Annotated in this window: 10 protein-coding genes and 1 other RNA gene; 10 read left to right on the top strand and 1 reads right to left on the bottom strand. The window is 69.7% G+C overall.

Annotation, left to right across the window (positions count from 1 at the left end; translation table 11 throughout):
• Window positions 1-77: 77 nt before the first annotated feature.
• The 9 genes from ftsE (at window position 78) to EXE58_RS02330 (ending at window position 9,303) form a co-directional block, all read left to right on the top strand.
• The gene (ftsE, locus tag EXE58_RS02370; RefSeq protein ID WP_135266398.1) at window positions 78-767 is read left to right on the top strand and encodes a cell division ATP-binding protein FtsE; all 690 of its coding nucleotides are present in this window, start codon (window positions 78-80) and stop codon (window positions 765-767) included.
• Window positions 768-815: 48 nt separating this feature from the next.
• On the top strand, window positions 816-1,727 hold the full coding sequence (gene ftsX, locus EXE58_RS02365) for a permease-like cell division protein FtsX (protein WP_135266397.1): 912 nt from the start codon (window positions 816-818) through the stop codon (window positions 1,725-1,727).
• 70 nt (window positions 1,728-1,797) lie between these two features.
• On the top strand, window positions 1,798-3,108 hold the full coding sequence (locus tag EXE58_RS02360; protein ID WP_135266396.1) for a M23 family metallopeptidase: 1,311 nt from the start codon (window positions 1,798-1,800) through the stop codon (window positions 3,106-3,108).
• An 88-nt stretch (window positions 3,109-3,196) separates the two neighbouring features.
• Complete coding sequence (smpB, locus tag EXE58_RS02355; protein ID WP_135266395.1) at window positions 3,197-3,676, top strand: SsrA-binding protein SmpB; 480 nt, start codon at window positions 3,197-3,199, stop codon at window positions 3,674-3,676.
• A 13-nt stretch (window positions 3,677-3,689) separates the two neighbouring features.
• Window positions 3,690-4,553: an amidohydrolase family protein gene (locus EXE58_RS02350; RefSeq protein ID WP_135266394.1), complete on the top strand. Its 864-nt coding sequence runs from the start codon at window positions 3,690-3,692 to the stop codon at window positions 4,551-4,553.
• A 3-nt stretch (window positions 4,554-4,556) separates the two neighbouring features.
• Complete coding sequence (locus EXE58_RS02345; RefSeq protein ID WP_135266393.1) at window positions 4,557-5,213, top strand: maleylpyruvate isomerase family mycothiol-dependent enzyme; 657 nt, start codon at window positions 4,557-4,559, stop codon at window positions 5,211-5,213.
• 39 nt (window positions 5,214-5,252) lie between these two features.
• Window positions 5,253-6,545, top strand: a complete 1,293-nt coding sequence (locus EXE58_RS02340) for a hemolysin family protein (RefSeq protein ID WP_135266392.1) — start codon at window positions 5,253-5,255, stop codon at window positions 6,543-6,545.
• Window positions 6,546-6,599: 54 nt separating this feature from the next.
• Window positions 6,600-6,970: a transfer-messenger RNA gene (gene ssrA / locus EXE58_RS02335) on the top strand.
• A gap of 245 nt (window positions 6,971-7,215) precedes the next feature.
• Window positions 7,216-9,303: a prolyl oligopeptidase family serine peptidase gene (locus EXE58_RS02330; RefSeq protein WP_135266391.1), complete on the top strand. Its 2,088-nt coding sequence runs from the start codon at window positions 7,216-7,218 to the stop codon at window positions 9,301-9,303.
• A gap of 11 nt (window positions 9,304-9,314) precedes the next feature.
• Here EXE58_RS02330 and EXE58_RS02325 read toward each other — a convergent pair whose 3' ends face one another.
• On the bottom strand, window positions 9,315-10,406 hold the full coding sequence (locus EXE58_RS02325) for a PP2C family protein-serine/threonine phosphatase (protein WP_135266390.1): 1,092 nt from the start codon (window positions 10,404-10,406) through the stop codon (window positions 9,315-9,317).
• Between the two features lie 218 nt (window positions 10,407-10,624).
• On the opposite strand from EXE58_RS02325, the gene EXE58_RS02320 reads away from it, so the two are divergent.
• Window positions 10,625-11,653, top strand: a complete 1,029-nt coding sequence (locus EXE58_RS02320; RefSeq protein WP_208544102.1) for an NAD(P)H-binding protein — start codon at window positions 10,625-10,627, stop codon at window positions 11,651-11,653.
• Window positions 11,654-11,657 lie beyond the last annotated feature (4 nt).

Below are 11,657 nucleotides of genomic sequence, written 5' to 3'. Positions count from 1 at the left end.
GGTTGCATCGCAGGATGAGAATCTCTGTCCCGCGCGTGGGGGACGGTCGCCGTACCCCCCTCGCGTAACCTCGACGCGTGATTCGTTTCGAGAAGGTCACCAAGACCTATCCCGGCCACCCCAACCCCGCGCTCGACCGCGTCTCGGTCGACATCGAGAAGGGCGAGTTCGTCTTCCTCGTGGGGTCCTCGGGGTCCGGCAAGTCGACCTTCCTGCGGCTGGTGCTGCGCGAGTACCGTCCCACCAGCGGCCGCGTCTACGTCGCCGGCAAGGAGATCGACCGGCTGGCCAGCTGGAAGGTGCCGCGACTGCGCCGCGACATCGGCACGGTCTTCCAGGACTTCCGCCTGCTCCCCAACAAGACCGTCAGCGAGAACGTCGCCTTCGCCCTGCAGGTGCTCGGCAAGTCCCGCAAGGAGATCAACCAGCTGGTCCCCGAGACGCTCGAGCTGGTGGGCCTGACCGGCAAGGGCGACCGGATGCCCGACGAGCTCTCCGGCGGCGAGCAGCAGCGCGTCGCCGTCGCGCGCGCCTTCGTCAACCGGCCGATGATCCTGATCGCCGACGAGCCCACGGGAAACCTCGACCCCAACACCTCGGTCGGCATCATGAAGCTGCTCGACCGCATCAACCGCACCGGCACGACCGTCGTGATGGCGACCCACGACGCCGGGATCGTCGACCAGATGCGCAAGCGCGTCATCGAGCTGGACCACGGCCACGTCATCCGCGACCAGGCGCAGGGCGTCTACGGCGTCCAGAACTAGCCACCACAGACCTCCGACCCGACCTCTTCGACCGGGAGCCCCTCCTTCATGCAGCTTCGTTATGTCTTCTCCGAGCTCGGCCAGGGCCTGCGTCGCAACCTGACGATGCACCTGGCCGTGGTGCTGACCCTGTTCGTCTCGCTGACGCTGGTCGGTGTGGGCGTGATGTTCAACCAGCAGGCCGCCAAGGCTGCCGAGCAGTGGGGCAACGAGCTCCAGATCACCGTCTACCTGTGCCGCTCCAACGACCCGACCCCGGTGTGCCCCAACGATGTGACGGACGCGCAGAAGGCCGAGATCGCGACGGTGGTGGAGGAGAACCCCGAGGTGGCGACCTACCGCTTCGAGTCCAGCCAGCAGGCCCTCGACAAGGCTCGTGAGCTCTACGGTGCCGAGCTCTTCGCCGGCGACAACCCGGCGATCACCGTCGACGACATGCCGCAGAGCATCTGGATCACCCTGGAGGACCCCGAGAAGTACGAAGGCATCACCAGCGCGGTCCAGGGCCTCGACGGGGTCGCGAAGGTGCGCGACATGCGCGACCAGATCGCGCCCATCCTGTGGATGATGAAGGCGATGCAGTCGGTGGCGCTCGGCACGGCCGCCTTCCTGGTCTTCGCCGCCCTCCTCCTGGTGGCCAACACGATCCGGCTGGCGGCGTTCGCGCGGCGCAAGGAGATCGGCATCATGCGGTGGATCGGCGCCTCGACGCTCTACATCGCGCTGCCGTTCCTCCTCGAGGCGCTGGTCACCGCGATCGTGGGCGTGCTGCTCGCCGGGGGGACCCTGGCGGGCTTCGTCTACTTCGGGATCGAGCGGCTCTCGGCCAACCAGCTGAAGTTCATTCCCTGGATCGGCTGGTCGGAGTTCTGGATGGCCTTCGCCTCCGTGGCGGTGCTCGGGCCGCTGCTCACGTTGCTTCCGACACTCGTACTGACACGCAAATACCTCAAAGTGTGATCTCGGGGGGTTAGCGTCATCGTGTCCCGTCCCAGGGACACCACTTCCCCGAACACATGAAGGCAGCACGGTGCGTCTCTTCCCCCGTACCGCCCGCCGCCGCCTGGCCGCAGCATCCTTTGCCGTGGTCATGGCCGTGGGCGCCACCTCAGCCCCCCAGACCTCAGCGACCGCCGGGGTGTCCGCTGCCGACGACCTCAAGAACAAGCAGCGCCACGTGCAGAAGAAGCTCAAGGGCGCCGAGACCGACCTCGACCACTCCAGCGCGGCGCTGAGCAAGGCCACGAGCCGGCTCGAGGCCGCACGCACCCAGCTCACCGCCGCCCAGGCCGAGCTCGCCACTGCACGGGGCAAGCTCGAGGTGGCAGAGGAGAAGGACGCCGCCATGCAGGCGGCCCTCGCCGAGGCAGAGGCCGAGCTGGCTGCCGCCGAGGCCGAGCTCGAGGCCGGCCGCGTCGCCCGCGACGAGCAGCGCCAGCACGTCGCCTCCATGGTGGCCGACATGTACTCCGAGGGAGATCCCGAGCTCCTCGCATTCTCCTCCCTGGTCAACGCCGACACCACCGAGGACCTCACCCGCCAGGAGGGCGTCCGTGACGTGGTCGTGGGCCAGGAGGTGCGGGCGTACGACGAGCTGAAGGCCACCGAGGTGCTGCTCGAGGTCCGCGAGCGCCAGGTGACCGAGGCCCGCGACGTCGTCGCCGTCCAGCGCAAGGCCGCGGCCGAGCAGCTGGCCCTGCGGCAGCAGCTGGAGGCCGAGAAGGAGGCCGCGCGCACGACCGTCGCCGGCCTCGTGAGCGAGCGCTCCGCCGCCCAGCGCGAGGCCCGCAAGGCGCGTGCGGCCGACGCCGCCAAGCTCCGCGTGCTCCAGAGGCAGGACGCCAAGATCAAGGAGATGCTGCGCCGCCGTGCCCTCGCCGCGCTGCGCCGTGCCCGGGCCCGCGCCGCCCGTGCCAACGCCCGTGCCGGAGCCGACGCGCCCAGCGGGGGCACCCTGAGCTGGCCGGTCAGCACCTACGTCACCTCGCCGTTCGGCTACCGCGACCACCCGATCTACCACTACTGGGGCCTCCACGACGGCGTCGACTTCGGCGGCGGCTGTGGCGTCCCGATGCGCGCGTCCGCCGACGGTCGCGTGGTGGCGTCCTACTGGAGCGCGGTCTACGGCCAGCGCCTCGTCGTCGACTACGGCGTCCAGCGCGGGGTCAGCCTGGCCGCGATCTACAACCACGCCAGCCGCTACACCGTCGGCGTCGGCGCGCAGGTCTCGCGCGGCGAGGTCGTGGGCTACACCGGCGACACCGGCTGGTCGACGGCCTGCCACCTGCACTACACGGTGCTGGCCAACGGTCGCCCGGTCGACCCGATGAACTGGTTCTGAGTCATACCGTCGCTGGTTGAGGAGGTCGCGCAGCGACCGTCTCGAAACCCGCCGAATCCGGTTGGACATCGACTGAGAGAATGGCCGGATGCCGAAGGAGCAAGGCCAGAAGATGGTCGCGCAGAACAAGAAGGCGCGCCACGACTACCACATCGAGGACACCTGGGAGGCCGGGCTCGTCCTGATGGGGACCGAGGTCAAGTCGCTGCGGATGGGGCGCGCCTCGTTGATGGACGGCTTCGCCGAGGTGGACAACGGCGAGGTGTGGCTGCTGGGCGTCCACATCCCCGAATACACCCAGGGCACCTGGACCAACCACTCCGCGCGACGCCGCCGCAAGCTCCTGCTCAACCGCTCCGAGATCGCCAAGATCGAGCGCAAGATCACCGACAAGGGCTACACCATCGTGCCGCTCGCGCTCTACTTCAAGGACGGCCGCGCCAAGGTCGAGATCGGGCTGGCGCGAGGCAAGAAGGCCTACGACAAGCGCCACTCGCTGGCCGAGCGCCAGGCCAACCGGGAGAAGGAGCAGGCCGTCCAGCGCCGGCTCAAGGGCTACCAGGACTAGGGGCGGGCCGCGGATGACACCCACCGCGTGGGCGGCACGGATCGGGCTGCCCGGCCTGGTCGACCTGCACACCCACTTCCTTCCCCCACAGGTGATGGCCAAGGTGCGGGCCCAGTTCGACTCGGCGGGCCCGCTCATCGGGCGGGAGTGGCCGCTGCACTACCGCGACGCGGACGAGGCGCTCGCCGAGACCCTGCGCTCGTTCGGGGTGCTGCGCTGGACCGCCCTGCCCTACGCCCACAGGCCCGGGATGGCTGACTGGCTCAACGACTGGGCGGCCGGATACGCCGAGCGCACACCCGAGGCACTCGTGTGCGGCACCTTCTACCCCGAGACCGAGGCGACGTCGTACGTCACGGAGCGCCTGGAGTCGGTGCAGGTCTGGAAGGTGCACGTCCAGGTCGGCGGCTTCGACGTACGCCACCCGCTCCTCGACGACGCCTGGGGAGCGCTGGCCGAGGCGGGGACGCCGGTCGTGCTCCACGCGGGCAGTGGCCCGGTGCCCACGCCGCTCACCGGCCCCGGCCCGGTCGCCGAGCTGCTGCAGCGCCACCCGCGGCTGCGACTGGTGATCGCCCACGCCGGTGCCCCGGAGTACGCCGACTTCCTCGCCCTCGCCGAGGACCACGAGCGGGTCGCGCTCGACACGACGATGGCGTTCACCGACTTCTTCGAGGAGATGGGGGGCCGCTACCCCGCCGAGCTGCTGCCCCGGCTCCGCGACCTCGGGCTGGGCGGAAAGGTCTTCCTCGGCTCCGACTTCCCCAACATCCCCTACCCCTACGTCCACCAGCTCGAGGCGCTGGAGCGGCTGGACCTGGGGGAGCAGTGGCTGCGGGCGGTCTGCCACGACAACGCGACAGACCTGCTTTCATGAGCCGTGGACATCTGGACCTTGGTGCGCGAGGACAGGCTCGCGCTCGCTGACCTCCTGGAGGGGCTGACCCCGGAGCAGTGGTCGACCGACAGCCTGTGCTCGGCGTGGACGGTCAAGGACGTGGCGGCCCATGTGGCGCCGACGGTCGGCGGGGGACTCCTGCAATTCCTCGTCGTGCTGGCGGGTGCGGGGTTCAACCCCCACAAGGCAAGCGAGCGGATCGTGCGGGACAGCGGACATGTCCCGATGGCGGCGATCGTGGCCGACCTGCGCGACCACGCCGACCAGCAGAAGGCGCCACCCGGCCTCGGCACCGCATCCCAGCTCGCCGACGTCCTCGTGCACACCCTCGACGTCGCCGTGCCTCTCGGTCTCCCCGTCGACCGCCCCGCCGAGCACTGGCAGCAGGCGCTCACGTGGCTGGTCGGCCCCCAGGCGCGACGAGGCTTCGTCGGCCCGGACCTCCCGGAGGTCACCCTCGTCGCCCAGGACGTCGAGTGGACCCACGGGCAGGGGCCGCGGGTGCAGGGGAGCGCAGCCGCGCTGGCGCTGGCCCTCTGCGGACGGTCCGCGCTCCTCGACGACCTCTCAGGTCCAGGTGCCGAAGCGCTCGCCCAGTGGGTGCGCGGACCACAGGGCGGCGAGCAGCCGTTGGAGTAGCGGCGTCCGGACCACCTGCCCGTCTGTAGCGTGTCGGCCATGGACTCCGGGACTGCCGTCGACATCCTGCTCGTCGTCGGGTTCATCCTGATGGGCGGAGTCTTCGCGGCCACCGAGATGGCGCTGGTGTCGCTGCGCTCCGGCCAGGTCGAGCGGCTCTCGGTGGAGGGAGGGCGCGGCACGGCCGTCGCGAGCCTGGCCCGCGACCCCAACCGGTTCCTCTCCGCCGTCCAGATCGGCGTGACGGTCGCCGGGTTCTTCTCCGCCGCGTTCGGTGCCTCCACGCTCGCGCCGTCCTTTGCGCCCACCTTCGAGCGGCTCGGCGTGCCCGGCCCCGACACGGTCTCGCTGGTCGTGACCACGCTGGTGGTGTCCTACCTGTCCCTGGTGCTGGGTGAGCTCGTCCCCAAGCGGCTGGCGCTGCAGCGGTCGGTGGGCGTGGCACGACTCTTCGCCCCGCCGCTGGGCAAGTTCGCGACGTTCATGACCCCGGTGATCTGGCTGCTCTCGCTCTCGACCAACGCGCTGGTCCGTCTGCTCGGCGGCAACCCCGACGAGTCGGGTGACGACGTGGACGAGGCCGAGCTGCGCGTGATGATCGCCGGCCACGAGGACATCCCGATGGAGGAGCGCGCCATCGTCGACGACGTGTTCGAGGCCGGCGACCGCCTGCTCGTCGAGGTGATGACCCCGCGCACCGACGTCGCGTTCCTCGACGACGACCTCACCCTGGCGCAGGCCGTCGAGACGATCACGACGCTTCCGTTCACGCGCTACCCGGTGACAGGTCGCGACTTCGACAACATCCTGGGCTACGTCCACCTGCGCGACCTCCTCGGCCACGCCGACGACCACGAGGGCAGGGTCCGGGACATCGTGCGCGACCTGGTCGTGCTGCCCGGCACCAACCGAGTGCTCGGCTCGCTCAACGCCCTGCGTCACCGCGGCGCCCACCTGGCCCTCGTCATCGACGAGTACGGCGGCACCGACGGCATCGTCACGCTCGAGGACCTCATCGAGGAGCTCGTCGGGGACATCCAGGACGAGTACGACCAGGACGCGGCGCTGGCCGCGGCCGGCGACCCGGCCACCGTCGAGGCGGGGCTCACCCTGGAGGAGTTCGGCGAGCGCACGGGCCTGGAGCTCGAGGACGGTGCCTACGAGACCGTCGCGGGATACCTGCTCCAGCGCCTGGCCCGCATGGGCGAGGTCGGAGACCAGGTCGTCGTGGGCGACCACACCCTCGAGGTGGCCGAGGTGGACGGCCACCGCATCACTCGGGTGCGGGTGCACGCTCCCTCGGAGCCAGCCGACGGAGAGTCAGGGGAATAGCGTTCGCCCGCTGTCGGTTGGACCACGTAGACTCACCGTGTTGAAAATTTCAGAGGGGCTGATCGGTTTCGACTTGGGACGTTAGTTCCAGAAGAAGCGGGTCGAGAAGCCAGCGTCATCTCGTAAACGATCGCTGGAAAACCATAGTTGCCAACTCAAACCGCAACGACTTCGCTCTCGCTGCCTGAGCAGTGATCGAAGGGTCTGACCGGGCACCCGTCCTCGTCCCGGACCCAGGCCTCATCTAGAGGACTTGCTGCTCACTTTCTGTCAGGAGGGGTGAGCGGGACTTCATCCTGACTGGGCCTGTCGGCGACGCGTCTGTGCGAGCGCCGGGGCCGAGAAAAGCGACATCACAGACTGCACCCGGAGAATGTCTGGTTCGACGCTCGAGGACCGGGGTTCGATTCCCCGCAGCTCCACTTGGGCGCAGCCCTCATGAGCCAGAGCCGTCCCGACCAGTCGGGACGGCTCTCGTGCTTGGACTGTCGCAGGGCTCCGGGTTCATTACCCAACTCGGGCGAAGACGGCCGCGTCAGCCGCGAGGAGTCTGGGAGTCCCCACCCGAGAAGGCCCCCGCGATGATCGGACCCCCGCATCGACGACGTCGGACGTGCTGGCCCGCCGCGGGTGAGGGCGGACGCACGCCCTCGACCCCCAGGGCGAGACCATGAGCCGCGAGCCTCTGCCCGCGATCGAGACTCCGCGTGAGCCTGTGACCACGACGTACCACGGTGAGGACGTCACCGAGGACTACCGATGGCTGGAGGAGCACTCCGAACGCACCCGAGAGTGGACGGCTGCGCAGGACTCTCGCGCGCGCACCCATCTCGAGTCGCTGCCCATCCACGAGCACGTCCGCAGCCGGGTCGAGCAGGTCCTGAAGGCCGAGTCGACGACGTACGCCCGGTTGACGCGTGGAGGCTCGTCGTACTTCGCCCTCAAGACCCAGCCACCACTCCAGCAACCTCTGCTCGTGACGCTGGCGACGCTCGACGACCTCGACGGCGAGCGGGTCGTGGTCGACCCCAATGCGCTCGACCAGTCGGGCGCCACCACGATCGACTGGTACGTCGCCTCCCCTGACGGTGCCCACGTCGCCGTGTCACTGTCATCGAACGGCACGGAGGACGGCACGCTCCACGTCTACCGTTCGGCCACCGGCCAGCTGTGCGACACCGCGATACCTCACGTCAACAGCGGTACCGCCGGTGGCTCGCTCGCATGGCGGCACGACGCGCAGGGGTTCTGGTACACCCGGCATCCTGCGCCCGGCACCGTGCCCGACGAGGACCTCGGGTTCGACCAGGACGTGTGGTTCCACCGTCTCGGAAGCAACCCCAGCGACGACGAACGCGACCTCTCGGGGGTGTTCGCGGACAGCAGGATCACGGAGAACTTCCTCTCGTCCTCGGCCGACGGGCAGTGGGTGATGGACCATGCCCAGAAGGGCGACGGGGGAGAGTGGCAGCTCTTCGCGCGCCGCCAGGTCGAGGGCTCCCGGTGGCGGCTGGTGGCTGACATCGAGGACAGGTGCATCCGCGCCGTGTTCGGGGGCGCGTCGCTGTTCCTGCTGTCGCTGAAGGACGCACCCCACGGACAGGTGCTGCGAATGGACCTGGGCGACGACGAGGGTGTCGGCGATGCGCGCGTCGTCGTACCGACGGGCCCGGTCACGATCGAGGAGATCGCCGCCACCACCGGGCGGCTGTGGGTGGTCGACATCGTCGGTGGACCGTCGGCGATCAGGTGCTTCGACCACGACGGCACCGCCCTGCCCGAGGTCGACTTGCCGCCGACCTGCTCAGTGGAGTCCATGACCGGACTGGGCTCCGATCAGGCCGGCTGGGCGGTGGAGACGTTCGTCTCCCCGCGGCGCTGGTGGGTGCAGGGCGACCTCGACCCCGAGCCGCGCCCTACCGCTCTGGACACCGTCACGCCGGTGCACTTCACCGACATCGAGGTCGAGCGGGTCTTCGCCACGTCCAGGGACGGGACGCGGGTCCCGATCAACCTGCTCTCGAGGAAGGGCACACCGCGGGACGGCACGGCGCCCACGGTCCTGTACGGGTACGGCGGATACGCCATCTCGCTCAAGCCGTGGTTCGATCCGTCCTGGCTGCCATGGCTCGAGCAGGGGTGTGTCCTGGCGATAGCGAACATCCGAGGCGGTGGCGAGTACGGCCAGGAGTGGCACCACGCAGGCCGGCTCGCCACCAAGCAGAACTGCTTCGACGACTTCATCGCCTGCGCCGACCACCTCGTCGAGACCCGGGTGACGACCCGCGACCGGCTGGGCCTGTTGGGCGGCTCCAACGGCGGCCTCCTGGTGGGAGCGGTGCTCACCCAGCGACCCGACCTGGCGGCCGCAGTGGTCTGCGCGGTGCCGGTGCTCGACGCCCTGCGCAGCGAGCTCAGTGCCAACGGCGCCTTCAACGTGACCGAGTTCGGCAGCGTGAGCGACCCCGCGATGTTCAGGGCGCTGCGCGCGTACTCGCCCTACCACAACGTCGAGGACGGCACGCCTTACCCGGCTGTGCTGTTCACCGCGGGCGAGTTCGACCCGCGCGTGCCTCCCCACGACGCGAAGAAGATGACTGCTCGACTCCAGGAGGCGACGTCGTCAGACCAGCCCATCCTGCTGCGGATGGAACACGGAGGTCACGGCATCGGGCAGTCACTGGACCAGCAGGTCGGCGAGGTCGCCGCCTACCTCACCTTCCTGTTCGACCGTTTGGGCGCGACCTACCGTGCCTGACTCGTGTGCGCTCAGCGGGGCAGCGAGGAGCGCCAGTCGTGCTCGCCGACCTCCGGGAGGTACTCCACCCCGGTGGGTGTGTGCTCGAGCAGGATGACAGCCGCGTCGTCGCTCAGCTCCCCACGGTGGACGTGGGAGCGCACGGCCGCGAGCGCGTGGTCCAGGACCTCCTCGATCGGACCGCGCGCCAGCAGGGGCGCGAGCTCACGGAGGTCCAGGAAGGCGCCGTGGGAGTCGCGGGCTTCGCTCAATCCGTCGGTGTAGAGCAGCAGCCGGTCCCCGGGCTGCCACTCGAAGGGATGGCTGCGGTAGTGGTCACCGAGACCGAGCGGCAGGTCGGGCACGGTGAGGAGGAACTCCGAGGTTCCGTCCGGGCGCACCAGCAGCGGGGACGGATGCCCGGCGCACACCAGCCGGGGACGGGTGACGTCGGTCGTGTCGAGCAGCAGCGCGGTGACGAACTCCTCGTCGTCGAAGAACCCGGTGAGGTAGTCGTTCATGTCCTCCACGACCTCTTCGAGGTCTGGGTGGATGCCGGCGGCCTGACGGAAGGCGCGGATGACGCGCGCGGACTGCTCGACGGCCGCGAGGCCCTTCCCGCGCACGTCGCCGATGAGGAAGCGGGTGTGGGTGCGGGAGTGGTAGCAGTCGTAGAGGTCGCCGCCGATGACCGCGTCCTCGGTTGCGGACTCGTAGCGGTAGGCGATGTCGGTGCGGCGCGCGTGTGCGGGCAGGACGGGCAGGACGGCACGCTGCGCCACCTCCGCGAGCGTGGTGAGCCTTCTGATGCGGTCCTCGCGGTGAATGCGCACCGCGGCCACCAGCACTGCGGACCCGCTCACCAGGAACACCTCGACGAGCCTGACCACGTGCTGGGCGAAGTCCGGCTCGTCGTTCCACGGGTGGGCGAGAACGGCGATCGCGAACACGAGGACGGCGAACGCGGCCGTTCGTGCTGGTGGAAGCACGGAGCACGCGATCAACGGCGAGAGCGGGTACAGGGGAACCAACGAGATGTGGGGGGTGGTGAGGTCGAAACCCACCAGGACCAGCAGCGTCACGCTGGCAACAGCTGCCGTGGCGGTGCCTACGTTGGTCTTCACACCGCTCGTACCTTTCGCCTGTCGCGACGCAAGGGCAGCTCACGAGAATCCAGCCCATACGCTAACCGAGGAGCCGCCGGTGGACACGGGTTTCCTCGGATCGCCCGCGTCCATTCCATGGCCCCCGTCTGCAACCCCGGCTTCTCCGAGCCCTGGTGGGTACCAGCAGGTCTCCGGCGGGAGCTGCTCCCCGTGCACCCTTCGAGAGGTGAGTCAGGTTGAAGATCTTGGTGACCGGCGCGACGGGATACGTCGGCGGGCGGCTCGTGCCACGACTGCTGGAGCACGGCCACACGGTGCGCACGACGACGACCGGCAACCCCGACCGTGAGTCCCCCTGGTGGGGCGACCGGGTCGAGACTTTCGTCATGGACGTGCTCGACCCCGAGCAGGTTGCTGAAGCCTGCGAGGGCATCGACGCGGTGTACTACCTGATCCACGGCATGGGCGGGGACGACTTCGCCCGGACCGACCGCCAGGCGGCCCACAACCTCGCCGACGCGGTGCGCGCCCAAGGGGTCGACCGGGTCGTCTACCTGTCCGGCATCGTCCCCGACGCCGGCGACGACCAGCTGTCCGAGCACATCACCTCCCGGCGCGAGGTCGAGCAGATCCTGAGCGAGTCACCGGCCACCGTGGTGGTCCTTCGTGCCGCGGTCCTCCTGGGCAGCGGCTCGACGTCGTTCGAGATCATCCGGCAGGTGAGCGAGCGCATGCCGGTGCACACAGTCCCCACCTGGATGGACTCCCTGGTGCAGCCGATCGCCGTCGTCGACGCGCTCGAGGCCCTGGTCGGTGCACTCGACTACTCCGGCCCTTCGCGCCACTTCGACGTGGGTGGACCCGACCGGCTCCGCTACGGCGCGCTGCTCGACGCCTACACCTCACATGTCGGACTGCAGCGTCCCACGGTCGACGTACCTCTCCTGCCGACCGCACTCGTCGGGACCCTGGTGGGGAGCCTCACCGACGTCCCCCGCCCCACGGTCGAGGCACTCGTGGAGAGCCTGCGCCATGACATGGTCGCAGCGGACGACGACTTCCTGGCGCTGTTGCCGACCGGGCACCGCCTGGTGGGGCTCGACGAGGCGTTCCGCCGCGCCCTGGCCCCGCGTACGACGAGCCCGCACGAGGCCGACCCGATGGGGCCGTTGCCGCAGGACCCGGCGTGGGCGGACGGGGGCGACGAGCGACCCGCCCTGGCCAAGGTGGTCGACGCCGTGAAGGACGCGCTGCCCTCGACGTGAGCGC

It is taken from the genome of Nocardioides seonyuensis, from assembly GCF_004683965.1.
Lineage (GTDB): Bacteria > Actinomycetota > Actinomycetes > Propionibacteriales > Nocardioidaceae > Nocardioides > Nocardioides seonyuensis.
This window is presented reverse-complemented; position numbering and strand designations above follow the sequence as displayed.

Bases quoted from the DNA above. Each gene is read 5' to 3' on its own strand.
- ftsX (WP_135266397.1), top strand. From the start codon at position 816: ATGCAGCTTCGTTATGTCTTCTCCGAGCTCGGCCAGGGCCTGCGTCGC.
- EXE58_RS02330 (WP_135266391.1), top strand. From the start codon at position 7,216: ATGAGCCGCGAGCCTCTGCCCGCGATCGAGACTCCGCGTGAGCCTGTG.
- smpB (WP_135266395.1), top strand. From the start codon at position 3,197: ATGCCGAAGGAGCAAGGCCAGAAGATGGTCGCGCAGAACAAGAAGGCG.
- EXE58_RS02340 (WP_135266392.1), top strand. From the start codon at position 5,253: ATGGACTCCGGGACTGCCGTCGACATCCTGCTCGTCGTCGGGTTCATC.
- EXE58_RS02350 (WP_135266394.1), top strand. From the start codon at position 3,690: ATGACACCCACCGCGTGGGCGGCACGGATCGGGCTGCCCGGCCTGGTC.